This window comes from uncultured Roseivirga sp. (genome assembly GCF_963973945.1).
In the GTDB taxonomy this organism is placed as follows: Bacteria; Bacteroidota; Bacteroidia; order Cytophagales; family Cyclobacteriaceae; genus Roseivirga.
In genome coordinates this window covers 434,589-458,510 of record NZ_CAXBBV010000002.1, presented here as the reverse complement: position 1 = coordinate 458,510, position 23,922 = coordinate 434,589, and the positions used below count along the sequence as shown (strand labels likewise).

General features: G+C 37.3%; 23 protein-coding genes. 9 read left to right on the top strand and 14 right to left on the bottom strand.

Annotated elements, in window-relative coordinates:
• Positions 1–301: 301 nt before the first annotated feature.
• Genes AAC026_RS06350 through sdaAB form a run of 3 tightly spaced genes read right to left on the bottom strand, consistent with a single transcriptional unit; the run spans position 302 to position 3,813 of the window.
• On the bottom strand, positions 302–1,672 hold the full coding sequence (locus tag AAC026_RS06350; RefSeq protein WP_339696009.1) for an HlyD family efflux transporter periplasmic adaptor subunit: 1,371 nt from the start codon (positions 1,670–1,672) through the stop codon (positions 302–304).
• 1 nt (position 1,673) lies between these two features.
• Positions 1,674–3,122 (bottom strand): TolC family protein, encoded by a 1,449-nt coding sequence (locus AAC026_RS06345; RefSeq protein WP_339606180.1) that lies wholly within the window; start codon positions 3,120–3,122, stop codon positions 1,674–1,676.
• A 13-nt stretch (positions 3,123–3,135) separates the two neighbouring features.
• Positions 3,136–3,813 (bottom strand): L-serine ammonia-lyase, iron-sulfur-dependent subunit beta, encoded by a 678-nt coding sequence (sdaAB, locus tag AAC026_RS06340; RefSeq protein WP_339606179.1) that lies wholly within the window; start codon positions 3,811–3,813, stop codon positions 3,136–3,138.
• 82 nt (positions 3,814–3,895) lie between these two features.
• Between sdaAB and AAC026_RS06335 the strand changes: the two genes are divergently transcribed.
• On the top strand, positions 3,896–4,702 hold the full coding sequence (locus AAC026_RS06335) for an aminotransferase class IV (protein WP_339696006.1): 807 nt from the start codon (positions 3,896–3,898) through the stop codon (positions 4,700–4,702).
• On the opposite strand, the gene AAC026_RS06330 is transcribed toward AAC026_RS06335, so the two are convergent.
• The 9 genes from AAC026_RS06330 to AAC026_RS06290 all read right to left on the bottom strand — a co-directional run bounded on the left by AAC026_RS06330 (position 4,680) and on the right by AAC026_RS06290 (position 16,216).
• Positions 4,680–5,474, bottom strand: a complete 795-nt coding sequence (locus tag AAC026_RS06330) for a thymidylate synthase (protein WP_339696003.1) — start codon at positions 5,472–5,474, stop codon at positions 4,680–4,682. The genes AAC026_RS06335 and AAC026_RS06330 overlap by 23 nt on opposite strands.
• A 336-nt stretch (positions 5,475–5,810) precedes the next feature.
• Positions 5,811–6,188, bottom strand: a complete 378-nt coding sequence (locus AAC026_RS06325; protein WP_339696000.1) for a hypothetical protein — start codon at positions 6,186–6,188, stop codon at positions 5,811–5,813.
• Positions 6,189–6,295: 107 nt separating this feature from the next.
• Entirely contained in the window at positions 6,296–7,435 is a 1,140-nt protein-coding gene (locus tag AAC026_RS06320) for a DUF4221 family protein (protein WP_339695998.1), read from the bottom strand.
• Between the two features lie 828 nt (positions 7,436–8,263).
• On the bottom strand, positions 8,264–9,628 hold the full coding sequence (locus AAC026_RS06315) for a DUF5723 family protein (RefSeq protein WP_339695996.1): 1,365 nt from the start codon (positions 9,626–9,628) through the stop codon (positions 8,264–8,266).
• An 8-nt stretch (positions 9,629–9,636) separates the two neighbouring features.
• The gene (locus AAC026_RS06310) at positions 9,637–11,262 is read right to left on the bottom strand and encodes a hypothetical protein (RefSeq protein ID WP_339695993.1); all 1,626 of its coding nucleotides are present in this window, start codon (positions 11,260–11,262) and stop codon (positions 9,637–9,639) included.
• 27 nt (positions 11,263–11,289) lie between these two features.
• Positions 11,290–11,478, bottom strand: coding sequence for a PspC domain-containing protein (locus tag AAC026_RS06305; RefSeq protein ID WP_339608288.1), 189 nt, complete (start codon positions 11,476–11,478; stop codon positions 11,290–11,292).
• 23 nt (positions 11,479–11,501) lie between these two features.
• On the bottom strand, positions 11,502–12,497 hold the full coding sequence (locus tag AAC026_RS06300; protein WP_339695992.1) for an endonuclease/exonuclease/phosphatase family protein: 996 nt from the start codon (positions 12,495–12,497) through the stop codon (positions 11,502–11,504).
• A 111-nt stretch (positions 12,498–12,608) separates the two neighbouring features.
• Positions 12,609–15,023 (bottom strand): ABC transporter permease, encoded by a 2,415-nt coding sequence (locus tag AAC026_RS06295; protein WP_339695989.1) that lies wholly within the window; start codon positions 15,021–15,023, stop codon positions 12,609–12,611.
• 89 nt (positions 15,024–15,112) lie between these two features.
• Positions 15,113–16,216, bottom strand: coding sequence for an alanine racemase (locus tag AAC026_RS06290; protein ID WP_339695986.1), 1,104 nt, complete (start codon positions 16,214–16,216; stop codon positions 15,113–15,115).
• A 40-nt stretch (positions 16,217–16,256) separates the two neighbouring features.
• Between AAC026_RS06290 and AAC026_RS06285 the strand changes: the two genes are divergently transcribed.
• The 4 genes from AAC026_RS06285 (at position 16,257) to AAC026_RS06270 (ending at position 18,880) form a co-directional block, all read left to right on the top strand.
• The gene (locus AAC026_RS06285) at positions 16,257–17,108 is read left to right on the top strand and encodes a DUF4349 domain-containing protein (protein WP_339695983.1); all 852 of its coding nucleotides are present in this window, start codon (positions 16,257–16,259) and stop codon (positions 17,106–17,108) included.
• A gap of 189 nt (positions 17,109–17,297) precedes the next feature.
• Positions 17,298–18,149, top strand: coding sequence for an SPFH domain-containing protein (locus tag AAC026_RS06280; RefSeq protein WP_339608293.1), 852 nt, complete (start codon positions 17,298–17,300; stop codon positions 18,147–18,149).
• A gap of 180 nt (positions 18,150–18,329) precedes the next feature.
• Complete coding sequence (locus AAC026_RS06275; protein WP_339608295.1) at positions 18,330–18,500, top strand: Arc family DNA binding domain-containing protein; 171 nt, start codon at positions 18,330–18,332, stop codon at positions 18,498–18,500.
• The gene (locus tag AAC026_RS06270; protein WP_339608296.1) at positions 18,500–18,880 is read left to right on the top strand and encodes an SdpI family protein; all 381 of its coding nucleotides are present in this window, start codon (positions 18,500–18,502) and stop codon (positions 18,878–18,880) included. Before AAC026_RS06275 ends, AAC026_RS06270 begins: the two co-directional genes overlap by 1 nt.
• A 12-nt stretch (positions 18,881–18,892) precedes the next feature.
• Here the strand turns inward: AAC026_RS06270 and AAC026_RS06265 are convergent, their stop codons facing one another.
• Positions 18,893–20,596 carry a glycosyltransferase family 39 protein gene (locus AAC026_RS06265; RefSeq protein WP_339695980.1) on the bottom strand — a complete coding sequence of 568 codons (1,704 nt, stop codon included), beginning with the start codon at positions 20,594–20,596 and terminating at the stop codon, positions 18,893–18,895.
• Between the two features lie 113 nt (positions 20,597–20,709).
• Here AAC026_RS06265 and AAC026_RS06260 point away from each other — a divergent pair, with 113 nt between their 5' ends.
• From AAC026_RS06260 to AAC026_RS06250, 3 genes are all read left to right on the top strand, one after another.
• Positions 20,710–21,096 (top strand): GtrA family protein, encoded by a 387-nt coding sequence (locus tag AAC026_RS06260; RefSeq protein ID WP_339608298.1) that lies wholly within the window; start codon positions 20,710–20,712, stop codon positions 21,094–21,096.
• Positions 21,097–21,113: 17 nt separating this feature from the next.
• Complete coding sequence (locus tag AAC026_RS06255; protein WP_339695977.1) at positions 21,114–21,653, top strand: hypothetical protein; 540 nt, start codon at positions 21,114–21,116, stop codon at positions 21,651–21,653.
• Positions 21,654–21,787: 134 nt separating this feature from the next.
• Positions 21,788–22,423 carry a peroxiredoxin gene (locus AAC026_RS06250; RefSeq protein ID WP_339695974.1) on the top strand — a complete coding sequence of 212 codons (636 nt, stop codon included), beginning with the start codon at positions 21,788–21,790 and terminating at the stop codon, positions 22,421–22,423.
• 103 nt (positions 22,424–22,526) lie between these two features.
• On the opposite strand, the gene AAC026_RS06245 is transcribed toward AAC026_RS06250, so the two are convergent.
• A complete protein-coding gene (locus AAC026_RS06245; RefSeq protein ID WP_339695971.1) occupies positions 22,527–23,234 on the bottom strand; it encodes a DUF4197 domain-containing protein in 708 nt (235 codons plus the stop codon).
• Between the two features lie 266 nt (positions 23,235–23,500).
• Between AAC026_RS06245 and AAC026_RS06240 the strand changes: the two genes are divergently transcribed.
• Positions 23,501–23,794 (top strand): hypothetical protein, encoded by a 294-nt coding sequence (locus AAC026_RS06240; RefSeq protein ID WP_339695968.1) that lies wholly within the window; start codon positions 23,501–23,503, stop codon positions 23,792–23,794.
• The last annotated feature ends 128 nt before the right edge of the window (positions 23,795–23,922 follow it).

Below are 23,922 nucleotides of genomic sequence, written 5' to 3'. Positions count from 1 at the left end.
CCGACAACAAAAGCTTCTGAGAAATCAGAGGCTTTTTTGTTTTTAGGCCTTCAATATTCTAGTTAAGAGGTCATAGGTGCGCTCCGAAGTCTCGGAGCTGCCACACTTACCTACGCCTTGTTAATTGATCTATGCGCCCTTATTTGAAGTGGATTCCATTATAAATAACCTACGCTTCTTCAGAGGCTTTCATTTCCTACTTAGGAACCATTCTTTCATATTCAAAAAAAATCCCTGTAAGTAGAAATTACTTACAGGGATAAACATACTTTTAAATGCCCTTTAAAGGCTTCTCTTGATCTTAGTTATTAGAAGTAGCACCAAAGTTCTTGGCAGCAGTTTTCTCAATTAAGTCTCCTTCTTTGATGGTTTTAGATACCACCAAGAATGGCCCTGATACTACAACATCACCTTCTTTCAAACCTTCTAACACTTCGATATTGTCGTAATCACTGATACCAGTTTTCACCACAACCATTTTAGCTTTTCCACCTTCATCAATGAATACCACTTCTTTGGTTTCATCTTTGGCAGATGCATTGGTAGTCGCTACCGCATTTGCCCCACTAGTCTGTCCTTCAGTTACCACTTTAGCGTTCGGGTTTCTGGTTGTTACAGCAGATAATGGTACAGAAAGCACTCCTGATTTTGTGTTAGTGATAATTTCTACGCTGGCTGTCATACCAGGTCTAAATGGAGAAGCACTTTGAATTTCAGAAAGCAAGTCTGCGAAAGACTCATTCAAGATTCTGATTTTCACTTCAAATTCAGTTACTGCATCAGCTGACGATTTAGTGTTTGCTGTGTTAGCAATTGAGGTTACAATTCCTCTAAATTTTTTATCCATTGAGCTGTAAGAATCAACATCAATCACTGCCGTATCTCCTTGAGTTACTCTAATGATGTCGTTTTCATTTACATCTACTCTAACTTCCATCATTGTCAAGTCTGCAATACGCATCATTTCAGTACCCGCCATTTGCTGAGTTCCAACAACACGCTCTCCTTTTTCAACATCTAGTTTGGATACTGTTCCAGAAGATGGAGCTCTTACTACAGTAAGCCTAACGTTCTCTTCTGCTTCTTCTACAGTAGCTTGACTTGACTTAATTACATACTCAGAAGCGTTAACGCTTTCTTTAGCAGCATCTAAATTCTTTTTAGCTACTTCATAATTGGCTCTCGCAGTTTCAAAATCTGATTCAGATATCACATTCTCTTTTCTTAACTGCTCAGAACGTTCAAAGGCTTGTTTAGACTGAAGCAATTGAGCTTCATTTCTAGCTACCTGTGCAATGCTTGAAGCCAAATTGGCCTTTTGCTGATTTAAGTTTGCTCGCGCTCTTTCTAGTGCAGATTGTAAGTTATCAGGTCTGATTTTCACTAAAATCATTCCTTCAGTTACAAATTCTCCTTCTTCAACATTTAACTCAATAATCTCACCCGCCACATCTGGACTAAGCTTGATTTCCGTTACGGGCTGAACTACACCAGAGGCAGTTACCTTTTCTACAATAGTAGCTTTTTTGGCTGATGCCATCTGAACTTTTAATGTCTTAGGCTGGCCAATGAAGCCCGCTTGCTTGCCAACCACGGCAATTACTAAAATCAGTACTACCGCTACTAACAGTATATAGATTAGTTTATTTGATCCTTTCTTTTTCTTAGCCATGTTATTGTAATGTAATTGGGTTCCCTAAATAGAAATCTAAAATCTTTGTTCTAAAAATGTACTCGTATTTGTTACGAATTAAATCTGCTCTTGCTGAAAACAGGTTATTACTAGCAATTTGGTAGTCAAGGTTGTTCACATCACCAACATTATATCGTTGTTCTGTAGCTCTGAACGACTCCTCTAATGCAGTTACACGCTTAAGTGTAGCATTATAAGTATTTAACGCTGCCAATGCACTGTTATAGGCCGACTCAATACTTTGTCTCAGTTGGTTTCTAGTAGTCAAGGAGGTGATTTCCGCACGCTGCTTGGCTATTTTTGCTCTTTGTAAGTTAGCGCTATTAGAATATCTGCTGAATATTGGCACACTCAAACGAATTGAAACTGATTGCCCAAGGTTATCATCATACTGATTGAACACCCCATAATTCTCTGCATAAATAGGTACGGTTTGTTGACTTGGGTTAGAAAAAACAGATTCGTTAGAACCTTGTACAAAACCAATTTCTCTGGCTGGAGTAGTTACTTGTTGCGTACCTATTAGTTGCCTCGCTCTTCCAGAATGGTTAGTAGAAATACTACCGCTTAAACTTAAACTAGGCAAGAAAGCACTCTTAGCAAGGGCTACTCCTACCTCACTGCTCTTTACTCCAAGTTCAGCACTTTGAATTTCTGGCTGCACTCCCATTGCGATATTATAAATCTCATTTGGGCTCTGAGATATAAATCCCATATTATCTACAGAAACCTCTGGTGCTTCAACTTCTAAAGGTTCGTCAGCTGGCATTTGCATTGCTTGTTTTAAACTTAAAACAGCAGAACGAAGACCGTTTTCAGCGTTTACTACAGAAACCTCGTTAGTTGCTACCTGAGATTCTAAATCCAATTGGCTTGTCATTGGAAGTGATCCTGCATTCACTAATTTTTTTGTTCTTTCTAATTGAGCTTGAGAAGATTCTAACTGAAATGTAGCATTCTTCAACTGCTCTCTTCCTAATAAAACATTCAAAAAGTTTGTTGCTACAGTTACACCAATATCATTTTTTGCCTTCTGTAGATCAAATTCACTTGCATCAAGGTTAAGCTCATTTCTCTTAATGGTATTTCTGAGCGCTCCTCCATTAAATAATGTAACAGAAGAACTAGCGGAAACCCCACTGCTCACGAAGCTTGTACTAATAAAACCGTTTGTAACTGGGTCAATGGTTCTACCAAATGATTTACTCAAATTACCTCCGCCACTTAGGCTCGGTAAAAGAGCAAATTTTGATTCCTTTAAGGCTATCTCACTATTCAACTTGTTCAGTTCACTTGAACGAACAGTTAAATTATTTTGCCATGCAAAATTAATACACTCCTCTAGCGTCCAGCTATTTTGCTGACCATAGGACGCAACCAGCATAAAGAGCCCCGCAAGACTCAAGTAAATTTTTCTTCTCCAAATCATATTTGATTGCTTTTTAAAAATCTATATCGGGTATATAAATGACCTTTTTGACCCAACTTAAATGGTTTAAATATTCAATTGTAATTTTATCTAATCCTGAATCTGCTTCGATACAGTGGCAAGCCATATCTGATTTTCCTTTACGATTAACCGACATGTTTGCAATGTTGCATTCAGAGTTGGCTAAAATATTTGCGATAAATGCAATCGCTCCTTTTCTATCTTCTGCTGTAATAATCAAAGTATGCAAATTAGCGTTAAAGCCAGTTGAGAACCCATTGACGCTTACAACCTTTATTACTCCTCCTCCTCTACTCTCACCAATTACTTCAATTGTTTCTTCTTTGGCTGTGGCTCTTATTTTTACCGTATTAGGGTGCATGGTAAGTGAATTACCAACTGACCTAAAAGTATAAGTAAAACCAGCTTTCTCTGCTTCATCAAATGATGTCTTGATTCTAGCATCATCTGTTTTAAAGTCAAGTAGCCCAGCTACTATTGCCCTATCGCTTCCGTGCCCTTCATAAGTTCGGGCGAAAGAATTATAAAATGTTATCTCTGCAGTTTCTGGTTGGCAGCCAAGAATTTTTCTTGCTACTCTTCCAATTCTAACCACTCCTGCCGTATGTGAACTCGAAGGACCTATCATTACGGGACCAATCATATCAAACACACTACTTTGCTCAGCCATAACCTTAATTTATTCTGCTTTCAATATTAGATAAATATCCCCTACTTGAATTGGCAATCTGTTTAAGTGGTTTATAGAATACATGAAAGCGATATTTAATTCCCGACTCATAGAAATTGATAGCTTAACACTCAACTCTAAAAATAGAGCGTTCTGCTATGGAGACGGCCTGTTTGAAACAATTGTTACAGGCCCCAACCGAATTAATTTGACTGATTTTCACCTTGAAAGATTAACACGGGCCTGTAGCGTTCTTCACCTTAACCCTCCACCCTTTTCAGGTCATGACCTGAAAGAAATGATTTCTCAACTCACTGATTTAAATGAACTTAACGGATGTTTAAGAGCTCGGATTCAGGTTTGGAGAGAGGATGGGGGGCTGTATTCCCCAGAACGTTCCGCCTCCTCTTTTCTTTTAGAAGTAGTAGAAACTACAAAACCAGCTTTTTCGCAGAAAGGCTCAATTGGCCTTTCAACTTTATCAAAAATCAGCCACACGGCTATCTCTTTTGCAAAAACCATGAGTGCATTACCTTATGTACTGGCGGGAATTGAGATGCAGCAAAAAAAATTGGACGATATTATTTTATTGGATGATCAAGGAAATTTAGCTGAAACTCACAGCTCAAATCTATTTTGGATAGAAGGTGATCAAATTTTCACTCCTTCCCTCCGAACTGGTTGTATTGAAGGTGTAATGAGAAGGCTTATTTTAGAAACGCTAGAAGTTACCGAAATTATAGCCAAGCCAGAAATGCTAATTAAAGCCGACTCTATATTTAGCTCTAATGCCAGCGGCATATGCTATTTTAACTCATTCAGAAATAATGAATATTCTAGCCCAGAAAAAAGACTTGCAAAAGTAATTAAACTGCTACAGCCCCTTTAATATGAGGGTGAGGATCGTAACCAACTAACTCAAAGTCTTCGAACTTAAAGTCAAAAATATTGTTGACTTCGGGGTTAATTTTCATTGTAGGCAATGGACGAAAATCTCTTGACAATTGAAGTTCAGCTTGCTCAAAGTGGTTGGTATAAAGATGAGCATCACCAAAAGTATGTATAAACTCGCCTGGCTTTAAGTTACAAACCTGAGCTACCATAAGCACCAATAGTGCATAAGAAGCTATATTAAAGGGAACACCCAAAAACACATCTGCACTACGCTGATACAGTTGGCATGAAAGTTTTCCGTCTGCTACATAGAATTGAAACAGTGCATGACAAGGAGGAAGCGCCATATTATCCACATCAGCTACGTTCCAAGCGCTCACCATCAATCTTCTGGAGTTAGGGTTTTTCTTGATTTGATCGATAAGCTTAGATATTTGATCTATTGTTCCTCCATCTCTAGCAGGCCAATTTCTCCACTGATAACCATATACTGGCCCTAAATCTCCATTTTCATCAGCCCAATCATCCCAAATAGAAACACCATTATCCTTCAGGTATTTGATATTGGTATCACCTTGAAGAAACCAAAGCAACTCATGAATAATAGATTTAAGATGAAGCTTTTTAGTGGTAACTACTGGGAAGCCTTCTGATAAATCAAAACGCATTTGGTAACCAAAAACACTTCGTGTACCTGTTCCCGTCCTGTCTCCTTTGTCCACCCCATTTTTTAGAATGTGTTTCATTAGGTCGTGGTACTGCTTCATAGTATGCGTTTTTCGAAGTGAAGAATTAATCTTCAAAATAAGGTATTTTAGAGATCAATCCGAAGTTTGACTTCAGGTTTTTGACTCCTATTTACTGAACAACACCCCTGTCCTAAATAATAATAAAAGTGGCTTGGCTTTTCCTAGATCGTTAATAGCTGCCAATGCTGTATTAGCCATTATGTTAATTATAATTTCATAAATCATCAATTAGAACTATTAGATTTCATATTTGAATAATTAATTTAACTACAACGAACGAGCTCAGCATAATATTAAAGGTTAAATTACATTACGAGTTCATGCTATTTCAATAATAATAATGAATAAATAGTATCATCTAGCACTTTCATTGATAAAACCAGAGAGTGTTTCATAGACTCCACTATTATTTAAATCGGCCAATTCTATCTTTAATAATTTGCTGCTTTGTCTGTAGAATATGATAGGATAAGTTTCATGAATTCCGCTAGAGTAAATAATATCTTTCAAGTCCAAAAAGATATTATCTTTAGAGATGGTGGATTTTCCCAATCGAATTTCAAGATTCTTTTTCGATTGAACTCCAGTAATTATATAACTAATATTCTTTGAGTCAGAATTCTTTTCCAGAAAATAAAGTGCCCTTGAGTAACAAACCGAACAACCTTTCATATTAATAAGCATTACTGTCTGGTTTTCTGAAATCATGTTGTCAATCTCCATTCTTTCCATGGCTATTTTTAAATTGCTATATAAGTTTGTCTCATAGGATGTGCTATGACATGAGATGAGGCTCCAAAAAATAATTGGAACGAGATAAGTTTTCGTTGTTAACTTTCTCACAGGGCAATTAACTTAAGTATGTCGAACATTATTATGTCCTCATTTTCGGGGGCTTTTAACCTAATGTTTAGGCCGTCTCTGGAAACAAATGTCATGTTTAAATCATACTTAAATCTGTTTAGACTATACTCTCCAATTTTCTTAAAGTTTTCATTGAGAATTATTATCATTGAAGGTTTGATGGTGGCCCGATCATTTGAATCAGAAGTCAGATCCGAATCATTAATCCCTTCAAATGCAAACCTATAGTAGACTTTTCTGTATTCATCATAGAGTATACGTCCATAGGAAGATTGAGTCAAGAATTTCTGATCATCTAGTTCTGATCCAGAGTCAGACATTTTAAGTCTTGGAGCTTTAATATTTGATAGTTTGTCAGAGCCAGCGAATGCCGAATCAATAACTTCTAATTTGTTTATATCTATTGTTCTAAGATAGTGGTCTGCGGCAAAACTCATGACCAGCAAATTTTGATCCGCATTAAATGTATGAGTCATATATTCAAATCCACCTCTCCAATAAGCTTTCAAATAGAACCACGGATATTCTCCAAAATAGCTGATCTGTTTCGACTCCAAATTTACAAAAGCCATAGTTGGGCGGTCAAATACTCCACCCATATAGCATTGAAAAAAAAGCTTATTATCTTTTAAAAAAAACGGGCTACCTGTCCACACATAAGGGCTTGGAGGACGAGCAAATTGAGTATTATCAGATATCGGATAGGTGTTTTCAATTTTAGAACCCTGATTGGTTAGATATATGAATTTTATCGCATCCGTTGAAAATATGCTGTCCTGATTTAAGTAGTAAAAATTTGAAGAATAGTTAGCATTTGGTCCTGAACGGAGAAAAAACTGTTTGAGAGAAGGATTAAAAGAATTCAACTCATAGTACATAATTGAGTTGTCATTTTTATTCCAAAGGGCAAGAATCTCAGAGGAATCTCTCAGGATATATTGGATATTATATGATATGGGGCCAGTTACACTGTCAAGATAAATCATGTTTTTCTGGTCGACCTCAAATGAATACTTACTATCAAAGTTTGAGTCGCTAGATTCAAACTTTGACCATACTGGATCTGAATTGCAAGAATATATTACTGTCAAAAATAGAATAAGATGAGTTCTCATTATTAAGTTAATTTTTGATAAGTAGGGAAAAAGTGCCCTACTTATCAAATTGTTAAATTATGACATCAATCATTCAATTGAGGGCATCCGAAAACTGAATCGAACCTATTACAATTAACTTTTTCAGGATCAGTTTCATTTTCGCATGACACTAAACTTCCACATCTTCCATCATTGATATTTCCACAAGAGTTGATACAATCAGCATAGCTTACTTGCGTAGTAAATAACCCTGCCAATAACAAAAGCATTGAACAGAGAGTGGTAATGGATTTTCTAGTTTTCATTTCTACTTATTTACAAATTACCTACTCGATTATAGGGTTTTCGGCAATCCCCTTTGTGTCTCAAAAGAGCGAAAACAGACATAATAGCATTTAAAAAACAATAGAAACTAGTATTATATCCATTTATTGTTCACAAACCTGATGAGATCATGAACCTCTTTCTTATATTTTAAACTAATCTAATAATAAATTTTTAATAAAAAAAGGGAGAAGAATTTAAAGTGATATATTTTATATGTCCCAACCCTGTTCTAAACAATAACATGAGAGGCCCTGGTTTTTCCTAAATCGTTAGGTTTAGAAAAAACCAGGACCTCTCATGAGCAATGTAGCACTGTTTTGTCAGCTTATCCGAAAGGTATATATACCACTTTCAACAAGCTGGTATCTATTAAGAAGGCAGACGAAGGGTGCAAGAGGTTATTTTCTGAGATGAAGAACAAAAAGATCTCTACTTAATCCATTATCAGTTTTTTGAACTGGCCCAGATTATTTAGGACAGTATTTACTTAACAACATGGAAGTATTGGAGAATGTATGTTTACAGAGAATCTAAATCCACAACATCCAATTTAGGTAACCACTTTTTGTAGCCAAACATAAGGTTGAATCCAAAACGAAGGTCAAATTTGGAATACTGCTCTGGCTTATTGGACACCAATGCATTATCTGTTGCTACATAAAGCTGCAGCGGACCAATATCGGCAGCTATATTCATTCCCATGTTGAACTCGTTTTGAGGGCCTCTATAACTACCTAGCAGTCCGAATGTGAATTTATTCACCGTATGGTTATAAGCAACAGCAAAAGATGGGTCAATTTCCTTAAATACATGATTATTGAATGCCACTACGGTAAACTTATCTCTCGAAGTCAAAAATAGAGAAGCTGCCAAATAGGTTTTCGTTGGCAAACTTGTACTGAATTCGTTTTGAGTCTCGTTTGATCTAAATTTGTTCTCAATACTATCTCTAAATACCTCAGAAGAATTTTCTAGACCTCTTAATTGCACTCCAGTAATTGTTACTGTGGTATCTGCTGAGTTGTAATTCCTTACCTGCTCCTTCCATTTAATGGTACCAATATCATTCATAGCAGCCTCCACTGTAAGCCAATCCAATACTTTGTACTTAGCCCCTAAATCAAAGGCTACGGTTTTGTTCCTGTTACTCATGGCATAGCTTGAGGTAGCATTGCTCTCGTAGTCATCACTGTTTAACAATAAGTCCAGGCCAGCAGTGTTCACCGTTGCGTTTTTTAGTGAGATTCTCCAGCTGTTATCTATTTCATTGGTATATAAAGTTCCACTTGCACCTTCAGCAGTCGAGGCATGAAACAATCCTGTTATGATTTTAACTCGAGCTCCTACGGTTAGCTTTTCTCCTAAGAATTTACGAGCATGCCCTACTCCTATTTCTTGGTATGAATTTGCAAATACTCTTGACTCGGAAAGATTAATTTCGGCTCCAATGCGGTTTGAATTGCCATTGGCCAAAAATTCCATAAAATCCTTACCGTACCTTAAATCTACGGTTGCTCTTGCATTCGCAAAAAGGCTATATCCTCCGTTCTTCGTTTTATATCCAATATGAAAAAGGTTGGCAGTAACATCTGTACTTACTCTATTAATTTCCGCTGAAGCACCTAGCAATACATTAAAGTTAACTTCAAAATTAATATCACCGTCAGGCTTAGAAATCAGTTCTCGCAATCTAAAATCGGACTGGGCTAAAAAACCTGCTGTGGGTAAGCCAAAAGTAAAAGTGTTTTTAGGAATAAAGGCTGGTTGTAAACTTTGTGTTTGAGGGACTAATTCTCTCAATTGAAAGTAAGAGAAATAAGCCTGAGAATAAGATAATTGAACACTAAAAATCAGAAGAACTGCGGCTAGTAAAAGTTTTCTCATGGCTATCATCAGTTCTTAGTGTTTAGTTCAATGTCAGCTTGAACAGCCAATTTCACAGTCAGATTATAATCTGAGTAAAACTTCACCACTTCATTTGAAGAAGCATCTGTTGTTGTAAGCCGAGTTACTACATCAATACTGGTAGCCTTTTCCAAAAGACGGATGTCGGCATCAGAAAAGTCAATGTCTACAATCTTAGTAACTACTTCAGTTGTCCTTCCATCGCTACCTACTGGAGCTCCATCGAACAAAGCCTTTTCATTCACAGTATAGACTACATCGCCCTTTTGATCTTTAAAGACTAATTCGACCTCTCCTCCTAGCGGTAAATCATTCTCTGTAATTAATCTTAAGGTCAGTTGCTTGGCTTGTTCTAAATCGCTGGCAACATCAAAATCAATATTCTGTCGAGAGACTAAGCCATTGATATTCACAATCATTGGCAACTCTAACAAGACTCCAACACTCAACTCACTGTTTACCGACACAAAGTTATACTGAGCAGGGGCACTTGCGGGATTAGCTTCCGTATTCACCTCTATAATTACCTTTTTGGGCATTGAGCTGATGAGCTCGGGGAGATTCGAATTTGTTGAATTCAACTCCAAAGTAGTATTCACGCTTGTTCCTATTGCTCCTATCTGAGGACCATTAACAATCCCTTCTGTATTCGCTGCACTTCCTGTTATTGGAATTATTTGACCTTGCTGGGTTATTGCTGCAATCTGATTGAAACTAACGCCTAGAGGAAATCCAAAGCTATTATCGAAAACAAAACTAAAGCGTGGTTCTGCAAAACTGATTGTTCCTTCTCTAAATGAATCGAAGAAATCGAGATTCAGCAACTCAAAATTTACATCTAACTTCCTTTCTCCAACATAACCATAAACCAAATCAAACTCTGGATTGGTCAAAGTCATTGAAAAACTTACTCCATCGGTTGACTGAATTAACGAAGTAGCAGAAACTCTTACTTGGTAGTCTAGCTTAACTAGAATTTTATTCCTTACCGCATTATTATTGGCATCTTTAGAGAAGTCCCCTAAGTACTTATTAAGTGCATCATTAAAACTTGTACTTGAATTTGGTGTGAGCGTACCCGACACAACCAAAGGCAAATTAGTATCATTATTCACTAACGAGCTTAGTGTGAGAGTATAATCAACTTCAGCATCTAACTCCGAGCTCATCAATATGTCAATATTGCCCCCACTGAAATTAACGCTATCGTATTCTTCATTCTGAGTGGCTGCTAAGTCAAACTCAAATACTTCATTAAAATTATGTTCTGAAGCAAAACCCTGCGCGTTAATATTCAATCCAGCATCAACACTTTGCCCAAAACTCTGATTGCTCAATGTTAAAAAACCAGTGGCCGTTTGAGACTGTAGTTGCGCCTCATAAGTAAGCATGACAATATTGTCTGAATTCTGACCAATGTCTACCCCTGCCTCACTTAGCTCATCGAATAAATCCTGTACCGAATATGACAGTTCACCTAAAGGTATTGCCAATGAGGGTTTCCAAACGAGGTCGTTTAGCTTGGCATCTGCGAAATATTCTAAATTACAACCTACTAATAGGGCTGTAGCGCATACTGCGAGCAGAAAGCTTCTTACTCTTCTTACAAACATAAAAATATAATTAAGTACACACTGTCGTTATTCCTGAGGCATAACTATCCACAATATTATGTAAACCAAAAGCCCTGAAAAGGCAGTGAAAATTGTGGCAAAAACATATAAAACTCTGACAAGACTTACATCCCAGCCTAACCATGCAGCAAGGCCTCCACAAACTCCAGCTATAACTTTGTCAGAAGACCTTTTAAGATTTTTATTTGATGACATACTTCAAAATGAAAGTCACTAAATTAATGACTTATTGAATAAATACCTACTACTGGAAAGTGATCAGAGTAGTCTATGTTGTTTAGCGTACTGAAATCAAGGGCATCTAACTGATTATTATAGAACTGATTATCAATTCTCAAGAATGGTAATTTACCATTATAGGTAAAGCCAAAGCCTCTACCTGCTCTTTCAAACGCGTTGTTGAATTTTCGAGAAATCTTAAAGTAATTATAGCTGTAAGGAATGTCGTTAAAATCACCTATTATCAAAATGGGATAGTTACAATCATTAGCATGCTCAAGCAAGTCTTTGATTTGAGCGGTTCTTTGTACCGAACCTGTTAAAAACTTCCGTCTTACAGTTTCATATTTTTTATCAAATTCCTTTTGGTCTATTACTTCTTGATCAACATTAATATTCATGGATTGCAGGTGAACATTGTAAACTCGAAGGGTATCCTTTCCTATTTTCAAGTCAGCAAAAAGAATATTGTTTGTAGTTTTCTCTTCGTAAAATACTCCCTTATTCACCATTGGGTACTTCGAAAATATAGCATAGCTATTGGCATAGCCTCCCACAAAACTATTGTACTTTCCATTTTCTGATATGGCCTTAATCACACTCTTTGAGCCTAAAAACTCCTGAAAGCATTTAATATCAGAAGTATTAGACACAATCCATTTGAGCATGTCCTTTTCGTTTCCTTTGTTCATCCTCATCATATTATAATTCATTACATGAAAAGATGAAGGCGCCTCGGTGGTTCTGCTTAGAGAAAAAGTTGATTTAATAAACGGAAAGCCAATAAGAAGAAGTACAGCAGGTAGGATCGCTCTTTTCGATTTTGAGAGCAACAGAAAAATGAAGAAAAGCAGGTTAAAGATCAGTATAAAGGGAATACCTAATGAGACTAAACCAGAATACTTGAAAAACTCAGGAGATACCCATACACTTCCGTAAACAACAAGGGTTACGAAACACCAAAGGATAATAGGGAGTTTTAAAATACTTTTCATCGGTTGGGCTATCGGCCACTATTCTAACCATTTTCGGGCGAAGTTCTTATATTCAGAGCATAAAAAAAGCAGTTCGTGCACGAACTGCTTTATAATCAATCAGATAATTTCTTACTCACTTCGTAGAGATTTTACAGGGTTCGCCCTCGCTACTTTTATAGATTGATAACTCATGGTAAGTAGAGCAATGACAAATGCCGATACACCTGCCAACACAAAGGCCAACAAATTAATTGGCGGACGATAAGTGAAATCTTGCATCCACCAGTTAACGCCCCAATAGCCCAGCGCTGACGCTAACACAAATGATATGAAGACTAAGATTGAAATCTCTTTTGACATTAGATAAACCAGCTGTATTACAGATGCTCCCAACACTTTTCTAATTCCTACTTCTTTTGTTTTCTTTTGGGCAGTAAAAGCCGCTAAACCAAACAAGCCTAAGCAGGCAATTACTATGGCCAGAGCAGCAAAAACAGTGAATATTTCTCCGAGTTTACTTTCCGCTTTGTACATATTAGTAAAGCGGTCGTCTAAAAATGAATATTCAAATGGTTGGCCCGGAGCCATTTCATCCCACTTAATTTCAACATTTTTCACCTGCTTTTTAAAATCATTGGCATTCAATTTTACACTTAGGTAGCCTGTGGTTTTCCCCAAACGCATAATCATTGGCTCAATTTCGCTTTTTAAAGATTCAAAGTTAAAATCTTCAATAATACCAATTACATTATAGCGATCGAGCACTTCTGCATTATCACCAAAGGTGCCTATAATACGGCCATCAATTTCTTCAATACCTAAATTTTTAGCTGCAGTTTCGTTAATCACCATGGCGGTAGAATCCGTTCCGTATTCTTTAGAAAAGAACCTTCCTTGCTTCATCTTCATACCAAATACATTGAGGTAATTTTCATCTACTCGCCAATTTTGGCAAACCATTCCTCTGTCTTTATCAATTACACCATCAGGAAAAAACACAGTTGACGAACGACTGCTTGAAGTTGGCAAGTAACTAGAAAACGATGCCTGCTCTACTTCTGGATTTTGTAAAACCATATTTCGGAAAGCATCAGAGTTATCGCCTAACATATAGGCGTTATGAATTACCAAAACCCTATCGCGTTCAAAGCCTAACTTCTTATTCTGAATAAAATTCAGTTGATTGAGAATACTGAAGGTGGCAATGATTAAGAGTATGGAAACAAAAAACTGAAAACTTACCAAGGCTTTTCTAAGACCGCCCGATTTTCCGCCAGTACTAACATCTCCTTTCAACACTTTTGCTGGACTAAAAGCCGAAAGGAAAAACGCTGGGTAAAGCCCTGATAAAAAGCCTACTAAAAGCGAGCCTATTGCTACAATTGGTAGATTAGGAAAAAACTCCAAAACCATTTGTCGATCAGTAAAATCATTAAAGAAAGGAATGACCACCACAGCTATAGAAAGTCCCAAAAGGCCAGCAATAAAAGTGATTAGCACAGATTCTGAAATAAATTGGCCTATCAACTGAGACCTAAAAGACCCTAGAACTTTTCTTACCCCTACCTCTTTGGCCCTATTGGCCGAGCGCGCAGTAGATAAATTCATGAAATTAATGCAGGCAATTACAAGAATGAAAATAGCGATTGAGGTAAATATATAGACGTAAGTAATATCACCCTCTGGCTCAAAACCTCCATAATTATCCGATTTCAAATGAATATCGGTTAAAGGCTGTAAAAAGTAGTTGAAGTTATTTCCGCCAGCTTTAAACTGTTCGAAACTCATGTTGAGGTATTGCTGTAATTCGAGCCCCATTTTATCAATAGCGATCTCGTTAATCTTGTTTTCTACAGAAGCAATATCTGCGTTTTTATTAATCACCAAATAGGTTTCAAAATTTTGACTTAGCCATTCTTGATTGTTATAATCTCCTTCTCGCGTAATGAAAGAAAGTATGAAGTCGAAATGAAAATGACTGTTATCAGGAATATCTTCATACACTCCGCTCACAATCCATTCTTCATCATTATCCAGTTTCAGTACTTTACCCATGGGGTCTTCCTCACCAAAATACTTTTTTGCTTGAGTCTGATTTAGCACTAAATGGTTTGGCCTTGAAAGCGCTTCTTCAGGATTACCTTGAATAAGATTTACAGAAAACACTTTAAAGAAGGTTTCATCTGCAAAAACCAGATCATCTTCATTAAAAACCTTATCGCCATACTGTACTACCCAGTCACCCGTGTTTCTAAACCGAAGGCGCTCTTCCACTTCAGGAATTTGCTCTTTGAATGTAGGACCGGCTGGAGATGGGTTCTGAGACCCTGTAAAATCACGACCGTTAAAGCGGCCTTCAATCACTACTCTATAAATCTGATCTTGATTACTAAAATGTTTATCAAAACTCAGTTCGTAGTTAACATACGTCATAATTAACAGCACACATGAAATGCCTATGGCAAGTCCGGTGATGTTAAGAAATGAAAAGAATTTATCGCGCAGAAGACTGCGGAATGCAATTTTGAGGTAATTTTTAAGCATACAGTTGTTGTTTGAGTTGTTTGACCTGAACCCGCTATCCTACAGGTTCAAAAACAAGACGACATCAATACGCGTATGGTTGCACCCACCTAAAAACTTTCTAAATGTTTAATTCCCTTACCATTAAGTGTGGTGTATGACTTCATTAAGTTGGCAGTAAGACATGAATGGATAGGAAGAACACCTAGAACATCACCTACTTCAATGGCTTCAAAAACTTCTGGAGTTGCCCTAAGCACTCCATGTTCTTGAGAAAGAGAAACTAATTTTACTCCCTCCACAATTGGCGACCAACCTTCTTCTTCGAGCACTACTACTTCTCCAAAAAACTTATCTTCATTAGCGTCAAAAAGGTGATCTTTCGAAAAATGAACTGCTCCGCCATGAATAATAATTTCATTTCTATCTTCATTTTTGGCGACTACTGGGCAAGCCATGGCTACAGCAATATCACTTTCAGTACATACATCCAGATAGTTCATCACCAAATCGTAGAACACGAAATTACCAGGGCCAATTTCATCTATACCTTGCATCTCTTCCACTAAAACACAGCCAGGCGTATCTCCTACTCTAATTTTTAATGAATCTCCCGAAGCTCCTAATGCAGTTTTCACCGCTGTCATTTTTTTAATTACATCAGCCCAAAGGCTTTGAACTTCTTCAACCGAGCTAGTATGATAAGTATTTCCTGGATGACAATACAAACCATAAAGGTTGGTTTTTGCTCCAGACTTAATTAGCTCCACCAACTGTTTCACTTTGGTTATGTCTTCTGTAAGAACACCAGACCTACCATAGCCTGCATCCATTTCTATAAATAGATCTACCGGAGCAATTAATTCTCTGTTCAGTCTTTCTACCGCTTCTGTATTTACTACAAACAATGTCAGCTTAATTTGCTGCTCTAGCATTCCATTAATGGTAGGGATTTCTAAAACATTAAAGGGAAAAGCAATTGTGATATTCTCCCAGCCAGAACGAGCAAAAAATTCAGCCATCTTTACAGAAGAAACAGTAATGCTTTCTACACCACAGGCTCTAAACCATTCGCCAATCTCAGAAGATTGGTGCGTCTTAAAATGAGGAACAAGTTGCACATTGAGCCTTTTGGCTTTGTCCACCATACGCTGAATATTAATTTTGCACTGTATTTCGTTGAGCAATAAGGTTGGTCTGGTAATTGCAATCATAGGGTTCTAACGATTTGAAACATTTAACAATAACATAGCCATGAAGAAACCATTTTTTCTCCTGATGTCCGTACTTATTTTAAGTAGCTGTGGCCCTAACAATGGAGCTTATACTGGACAAGAATTGAACGAAACAGCGCCTGCAGAATCTGAGTTTACCCCTAGGAATGAAAGCATGAAGCTTTCTGCCGACAGCTATTCTGGAAGAGCAATGGCTACCTCAAATTTCGTGGAGCAAGATAACACTTCAAAAATCATTACTACTGCAAACTTAAATATTGAAGTGGCGAGTTTAGAAAAATTTGAAGCAAGCTTAAGCGAGCTTTTGAGTAAGTATAAAGCCAATGTAACCAACCAAAGCAGGAATGATTCGGATAGAAGACTGGACGCTTACTTTACTATTAGAGTTCCTCAAGATCAGTTCAATAATCTGTTTGAAGAATTAAAGCCATTTGCTAAGAAAATCGAACATCAGTCCCTTAATCAGCAAGATGTTACTGAGCAGTTTATCGATGTTGAAACTAGATTAAAAAACAGAAAAGCTTTAGAAGCACGCTATTTAGAACTTCTAAAAAAAGCCAATAATGTGAATGACATGTTGAACATTGAAAGGCAGTTGAATCAAGTACGTTCCGAAATTGAATCTCAAGAAGGAAGATTAAAATACCTGAACGATCAGGTGGACATGAGTACTATTCAGTTGAATGCATATGAAGTAAAGCCATATGTTTACGAGCCAGAAAATCAAGACAACTTTGGTCAGCGCATTTTAAAATCTCTGGCCAATGGCTGGGCAGGTTTTATTAATGGAATTATGTGGTTAATAGGCTTATGGCCATTGATTCTCGTAATTGGTATAGTGGTATTGGTAATAAAAAAGAGAACAGCGTAACGAACACCTTCTCTAACAAGAATTATAGAAGTGGCCTAGGCCACTTTTTTTTATGCTCAAAAATCAAAACAAGGCGCTTTTCCGCCTATGTTAGAAAATAATCTGAACCCATTCGCTAAACTTTCCGTAAAATGAGTTACTTTGATATTAAATTAATATCACTTTAAATCAACTCAAAACATATACATCATGAAAGAAGAAAAAACATTTGAGCCAAGGTCAGGTTTCCCTATACTCCTTTTGGCCTTCCTGATTCTATTTGGAACAATAGCCGCTTTGGTGGTTACACACATGCCAATTTTCGCACTGTTCTTCCTAGTATTTTTTATTATGCTTTTCGGGTTTTTCGTTATCAATCCAAACTCTTCGCGAGTAATGGTGTTTTTTGGCGACTATCGTGGAACAGTAAAGAAAAACGGCTTTTTCTGGGCCAACCCCTTCTATTCAAAAAAGAAGGTATCGTTAAGGGCCTATAACTTTGATAGCGAAAGGTTAAAAGTGAATGACAAACTAGGAAACCCAATTATGATTTCGGTGATCTTGGTTTGGCAAGTAAAGAATACTTACAAAGCCATGTTTGAAGTAAATGACTACGAGCATTTCGTTAGGGTTCAGTCCGATGCCGCTGTACGTAAACTAGGCGGAAGCTATGCCTATGATAACTTTGAAGATGATGGCGAAATTACACTTAGAAGCGGTATGAACGAGGTGAACCATGATTTGGAAGAAGAACTTCGCGAACGTTTGGCCATGGCCGGAATTGATGTTATTGAAGCCAGAATTGGATACTTGGCTTATGCTGAAGAAATTGCAAGCGCTATGTTGCAACGCCAACAGGCCACTGCCATAGTAGCAGCCAGACAGAAGATTGTTGAAGGAGCCGTGGGCATGGTAGAAATGGCATTGGATGAACTCAATACAAAAAGTATTGTGGAACTGGATGAAGAGAAAAAAGCGGCCATGGTTTCTAATTTAATGGTAGTGCTTTGTTCCGACAGGGCGGTAACTCCGGTTGTAAATACAGGAACCCTAAACCATTAATTCATTTACTCATTAAAACACTAATGCTGTGGAATATAAAATAATACATAAAGGCTCTTTCGAGAAAATTGAAAGTTTCGAGAAAAAGCTTAATGCAATGGCTACTTCAGGTTGGCGGGTGATCACATCTTATAGCGGTGGTGCTTACCTAATAATGGGACGATCTAAACACTAAAGCTTATGCCTAAGAAAAAACCATTTGTACTGCGACTAGACCCTGACTTATTAGGGGCGGTTGAAAAGTGGGCTGCGGACGAATTTCGTAGTACAAATGGGCAATTGGAATGGTTGATCAATAAGGCGTTAAAAGACGCTGGCAGACTTAAAAACAAATCAAAAAATGAAGAATAATGGAAAGCAATGAATTACTCTGGGTACATCTGTTAGTAGGATTCTCTGTCATCCTACCTGCTGTTCTGATGAAGTTGGTCGTCACAGAATATCCGAACACTTTAGTGGGTTATAGAACTCCAGCCTCATTAAGAAGTAAAGAAGCATGGGATTTCGCGCAGGTTTATAGTGCCAATTTAATGCTATGGTCTTCAGGCATAACATTATTGACCCAAGTAACCACCTATTTTATTTTTCCCGATGAAACTTCAATTCTTATTACCTCAGGTGTTTTGGTAGTGGGTATTGCCATAATGATGATAATGACTGAATTGGAGCTTAAAAAACGCTTTGATAAAAAAGGGAATCCTAAAAGCAAAAACATCATTAGAGGAAACTAAAAGCAGGGGTGATTATTTAACAATCACCCGCTGTTTTCTACCATTAATTGGTGCTTCAATTCCTTCTACCTGAATAGAAAAACGTAGGTCGAATTTACCTTCAACGTCTGGCATTTTTACCTTAACAGTTTTGGTTAACTCTTCTCCTGGTTCAAGACGAATCTTCAGTATTTCAATTACATCTGTGCTTATAGGGTTAAGGCCTTTCAGAACATGCGCATTGAGGTAAACCTCTCTTTCATTCACATCAGAAAAATCAACGGCATAATCATAGTTGTTTTTCATGTTGATGCTAACCGTTACTTCTTCACCAGGGGCAAACTCATTATCTTCAAGCCCTTCTACCTCCACGTTCACATTTCGGAACGACCTAAAATTCTCAACCACTCTATAATGAATCCCTTTTCCAATAGTGGTAGTAAAAGTTTCATACTCCCCTTTCCTGTTGTGCCTATCAATTAAGAAAATCGTTTTGCCTTGAAGGTTCTCCTCCAAAGGCCATAAATCGTGTTGAGTTTCTCTGTAATCAAAGGTGTTATAGCAATGAACAATATCGCCAGTCAGATAGCTATATCTCGAAGCTCTTTCATAATGGTTAATAAATACAATTGGGAGTCCGCCCGACAAGTCTTCAACTTCCTCAGCCCAGCTGTCCCAATTATGAAGTACATCCCAACCTTCAGTCCATTTTGCTGGCAGAAAATCATACATCAAATAAATTCGAGCTGGAATAAATAGCACCAATGAAATCACGCAAAGTTTTATCATCCATCTTCTCCAATTTTCTCTACTTGTTATGTATTCATGGCCCAAAAGAATTAATGGAACCATAACTACGCTCGTCCAATGTTTATGTACTTCTACCCTGAAAGCGGAAATCAAGAAGAAGATAAGTACACCAACAATATTGAACTTTAATGCCCTATGAAAAGCCGATTCTGTTTTGTGTTTGTAGGCTGCTGCAAAAAGCAGAACGCCAATTAACGGCCCAAATACCAATGGCTGAATACTGACATAATAAAGAATAGTACCGAAGCTAAAACCTAAATCTATTCGGTTATACAAATGGAATTTGATACTGGCAAAATCATGAGTGTATTGCCAATAGGTATGTGGCAACATAAACACTACAGTTAAGCCAACAATTGCCCAAAACGATTTCTTTTTAAAAAGGGACAGATTAGAAATTACCGTAAATAAAACGACCAGTACGCCATGGTACTTGCTCATCATAACAAGCGCAATATTGAGTGCCAAAAGCACAACAGTTTTCCAATTATCTTCTTTTACATACTGCTTATAGAAATAGAAAAAAGTAGCTGTAAAAAAAAGCAAGGGCACATCGGTTTTAACCAATAAACCTCCCAAATGCACAGGCAATAAACCGAGCATCATCCATACAAAAAGCTTGTCATCCTTTACCTCTAATGTTTTTCGCAAAACAATGATGGTGAGAATATTGGTAAGTAACATTCCCATTCTCAAACCCATATCATTCGGAATTAACCAATAACCAGGTGCAGTAACTACACCTACCATAGGCGGATGATCCAAATAACTCCAATCTAAAAATTGAGAAAACAACCAATAATATGCCTCTTCTCCACTTACTTCAGTAAAGTAGTTCTGTATTAGGCCAGCAATTGTCCAAATAACCAAAAAGTAAAAAAAGAAACGCTCGTGCTTACCGTTTTGTGAGCCGTTCAATGAAGTCATGCCAATAGTATGTTAAAGTCAGGGTTCAAAAGTACAAGTTTTCCAGTTACGAAAATTGTTCCGCATATTTGTATTTAGACTTAACCCAAAACCTCAGACCTGCCCATTCTTAAATGTATGAATTAGGCTTTAAATTTTTAAAATTCAGTGCTGTTGGCCTTTCAGGTCTCGCCATCGACTTCTGCATCACTTTTCTGGTAAAAGAAAAATTGCGCTTAAATAAGTATTTCGCCAATAGCTTAGGCTTTGTGTTTGCGGCCAGCTCTAACTACCTGCTTAATAAAACCTGGACTTTTCAAGACACCAACCCTTACGCAGTTACTCAGTTTTCGAAATACATTCTTATTGCCATCATTGGTCTTATTATCAATAACTTAATAGTCTATTTACTGGTTAACAAAAAGAAAGTGTCCTTTTATTGGGCAAAGTTAGTAGCCATTGGAATTGTAGTTTTATGGAATTTCATTGCCAACTATAACTTCACTTTTGTTTCTGTTTAACCTTGTTAAATCGCACTATGAAAATCAAAATCGCTTTCATCTTAAGTATGTGCTTTTGGTTTTCCACCTCAAAGGCCCAAAGTATCGAAAGTTATGGACTTGAAGTTCAGGCATACCCAGCAGGTATAATGTTTATGGCTAAAACCGGATTCTCTCTAAACGACCACAATGTTCTAAATGCTAGAATTGGTTATAACATGGCCAGAAGAAAGAATTTTGGCAAACACGACAATGAAGAAGGAGGAGGACTAGGATTAAACGCAGGCTTCAGACATTACCTAAAATCAGTTCACACTGGTTTTTATTACGAGCTGAAAACCAGTGTGTGGTTTTTGAATATTGATTGGAGAGATAATAACCCAAATAGAACTGGCTCAACTTCTATTACTGTTTTTCAACCCACTGCCATGATCGGTTATGATTTCAGCCTGAACTCTAAATTCTCCGTAGGCGCCTATGCTGGGTTTGGCTACGAAATCAATGTAATTTCATCAGGAGAAGATGTTGGTCAAGGCGGAATTTCGCTAGCCGGCTTCTCTCTTTCACATAAATTTTAAGGGAAATAACCTCTTGCCTCCCCAGTTCTTTCTTTCAAAACAATTACCCTACTACTCCAATAGACTTTATGGTTTTTGAATCAAAAATAGCTAGGTTTGCGTATCAATCAGTTCACTATAAAACATAATTAAACATGAGCATTAGATTAGGAGATATTGCCCCAGATTTTAAAGCAGAAACTACTGAGGGCACCATTAATTTTCATGAATGGCTGGGAAATAGTTGGGGCATGCTGTTTTCGCATCCGGCAGATTACACCCCAGTTTGCACTACCGAATTGGGCAGAACAGCTCAACTTAAGTCAGAATTCGAAAAGAGGAATGTTAAGGTTTTGGCAGTATCGGTAGATGGTTTAGAGTCACATAAGGGCTGGGTTAAAGACATCAATGAAACACAGAACACTACTGTGAATTTTCCCATTATTGCAGATGAAGACAAAACTGTAGCCAATCTGTATGATATGATTCACCCAAATGCGAATGATACATTAACAGTACGTTCGGTATTCATTATTGGGCCAGATAAAAAAGTGAAGCTAACTTTAACTTACCCTGCCTCTACTGGTAGAAACTTCCATGAGCTTTTAAGGGTAATTGACTCTCTTCAGCTAACGGCAAATTACAGTGTTGCTACTCCTGCCGACTGGAAAGATGGTGAGGATACTGTAGTTTCTCCAGCTATTGCTACAGAAGATATTCCAGCAAAGTTTCCGAAGGGACATCGCGTGATAAAACCTTATTTAAGGTATACACCGCAGCCAAATAAGTAAACCTAATTATAAGTAGAATGGCTTCGTTTCGAAGCCATTCTATATTCAATTTATTACTTCAACTGACGGGTTTATGCTGTGCTTCGCATGACTAGCAAGTCAGTTATTTACCAAATACCTTTTTTAGTAATTCAGAAGTACGGGCACCAGCATTATCCCTGATATTCAATTCTTCCTTAGCAATCATCACAAAAAGTCCATCAATAGCTTTGGCTGTAACATAAGCAGTTAAGTCAGTCTCCACTTTCTTCACAAATGGCACCTTATTGTATGTACCCATTACATCTGACCAATATTTAGTTGCGTTTACTTTTTGCAATGATGCTTGAATAATAGGGTTAAATTTTCCCTCCAAAGAAGTAGTCGTTTCTCTTTCTAAAAATTGAGTTGCGGCATCCTTATCTCCTTTTACAATATTAATAGCATCTGTAATGGTGAGCGCTTTAATGGCCGCCACAAAAATATCTTTGGCCTCATAAGCCGCATCTTCCGCAGCACGGTTCAAAGACTCTACAGCCTGATCTACCTGATTACCTAATCCAAGGGCTCTTAGCTTACTTTCAACCGCTTCTGCCTCTTGCGGAAATGGAATTTTAATTTCAGGGTTTTTATAATAACCATCTGCTTTCGAAAGCAGATCAACGCCTTTAGAAGTACCTTGTTCTAAAGCTTCTTTCAGAGCATTGGCAGCTTCTTCTTTGCTAAATGTAGCCCCTCCTCCCATTAAGTCCTTGGCCTTTTTGAGTATTTGAGCCTCAGCGGCACAACCGAAAAACAAGAAAAAGGAAAGTAGTATTGATAGTTTTTTCATAATGATGATTCTTTATTTGAACGTAACGAACGATTAGGCAAATACTACACCAAATCCATATTATTTTTTAGTTAAACCAGATTCAAGGTTTATCAAAGATCAATTTATTAAACCACTAGATCTGCCCTTTTAAGCAAAAAACCACCAATGACAAACGATCAATTCACCCTAATAGAAACTTAAACTCTTCAATATGGTCTTTACAATTGTTTTAAATAGAAATTAATTACTTATTTTTAATTGAAATTTTAAAAATAACTTAAGTCATGGCGTATTCAATTAAACAAAACATCGAATCACTTCCAGAAGATAAAAACTTTGAGCACCAACTCACCACTACCTTAGACAAGGGTAAGTTTCTTGCTATTGTTGACAACAAATTAGAAGAAGGTGCTAACCAGAGAGTTATTACTGCTCAAATTATGTCTATGCAGGAGTCTGAAGGAGGAGAAACATCGTTGCCTATTACCTTAATTAAAGGAGAAACAGAAAACAGCGTAAAAGTAATACTGAACGATGAAGAAGGTAACCAAATAGCAAGTAGTGAAACCAACTATTGATTCACTCAAAAAACAACCACGAATATTCACTACATAACTGAGTATTCGTGGTTTTATCATTCTGGCCCTAAAAGCCACCCTCCCACTCAGCTTATCTGCTCCTTTCAAAAAGCCCAAGCTAGCAAAGC

Bases quoted from the DNA above. Each gene is read 5' to 3' on its own strand.
- AAC026_RS06240 (WP_339695968.1), top strand. From the start codon at position 23,501: ATGGCGTATTCAATTAAACAAAACATCGAATCACTTCCAGAAGATAAA.
- AAC026_RS06260 (WP_339608298.1), top strand. From the start codon at position 20,710: ATGTATGAATTAGGCTTTAAATTTTTAAAATTCAGTGCTGTTGGCCTT.
- AAC026_RS06345 (WP_339606180.1), bottom strand. From the start codon at position 3,122: ATGATTTGGAGAAGAAAAATTTACTTGAGTCTTGCGGGGCTCTTTATG.
- AAC026_RS06295 (WP_339695989.1), bottom strand. From the start codon at position 15,023: ATGCTTAAAAATTACCTCAAAATTGCATTCCGCAGTCTTCTGCGCGAT.
- AAC026_RS06300 (WP_339695992.1), bottom strand. From the start codon at position 12,497: ATGAAAAGTATTTTAAAACTCCCTATTATCCTTTGGTGTTTCGTAACC.
- AAC026_RS06325 (WP_339696000.1), bottom strand. From the start codon at position 6,188: ATGGAAAGAATGGAGATTGACAACATGATTTCAGAAAACCAGACAGTA.
- sdaAB (WP_339606179.1), bottom strand. From the start codon at position 3,813: ATGGCTGAGCAAAGTAGTGTGTTTGATATGATTGGTCCCGTAATGATA.
- AAC026_RS06315 (WP_339695996.1), bottom strand. From the start codon at position 9,628: ATGAGAAAACTTTTACTAGCCGCAGTTCTTCTGATTTTTAGTGTTCAA.
- AAC026_RS06275 (WP_339608295.1), top strand. From the start codon at position 18,330: ATGCCTAAGAAAAAACCATTTGTACTGCGACTAGACCCTGACTTATTA.
- AAC026_RS06255 (WP_339695977.1), top strand. From the start codon at position 21,114: ATGAAAATCAAAATCGCTTTCATCTTAAGTATGTGCTTTTGGTTTTCC.
- AAC026_RS06250 (WP_339695974.1), top strand. From the start codon at position 21,788: ATGAGCATTAGATTAGGAGATATTGCCCCAGATTTTAAAGCAGAAACT.
- AAC026_RS06265 (WP_339695980.1), bottom strand. From the start codon at position 20,596: ATGACTTCATTGAACGGCTCACAAAACGGTAAGCACGAGCGTTTCTTT.
- AAC026_RS06270 (WP_339608296.1), top strand. From the start codon at position 18,500: ATGGAAAGCAATGAATTACTCTGGGTACATCTGTTAGTAGGATTCTCT.
- AAC026_RS06310 (WP_339695993.1), bottom strand. From the start codon at position 11,262: ATGTTTGTAAGAAGAGTAAGAAGCTTTCTGCTCGCAGTATGCGCTACA.
- AAC026_RS06330 (WP_339696003.1), bottom strand. From the start codon at position 5,474: ATGAAGCAGTACCACGACCTAATGAAACACATTCTAAAAAATGGGGTG.
- AAC026_RS06280 (WP_339608293.1), top strand. From the start codon at position 17,298: ATGAAAGAAGAAAAAACATTTGAGCCAAGGTCAGGTTTCCCTATACTC.
- AAC026_RS06320 (WP_339695998.1), bottom strand. From the start codon at position 7,435: ATGAGAACTCATCTTATTCTATTTTTGACAGTAATATATTCTTGCAAT.
- AAC026_RS06245 (WP_339695971.1), bottom strand. From the start codon at position 23,234: ATGAAAAAACTATCAATACTACTTTCCTTTTTCTTGTTTTTCGGTTGT.
- AAC026_RS06285 (WP_339695983.1), top strand. From the start codon at position 16,257: ATGAAGAAACCATTTTTTCTCCTGATGTCCGTACTTATTTTAAGTAGC.
- AAC026_RS06290 (WP_339695986.1), bottom strand. From the start codon at position 16,216: ATGATTGCAATTACCAGACCAACCTTATTGCTCAACGAAATACAGTGC.
- AAC026_RS06305 (WP_339608288.1), bottom strand. From the start codon at position 11,478: ATGTCATCAAATAAAAATCTTAAAAGGTCTTCTGACAAAGTTATAGCT.
- AAC026_RS06350 (WP_339696009.1), bottom strand. From the start codon at position 1,672: ATGGCTAAGAAAAAGAAAGGATCAAATAAACTAATCTATATACTGTTA.
- AAC026_RS06335 (WP_339696006.1), top strand. From the start codon at position 3,896: ATGAAAGCGATATTTAATTCCCGACTCATAGAAATTGATAGCTTAACA.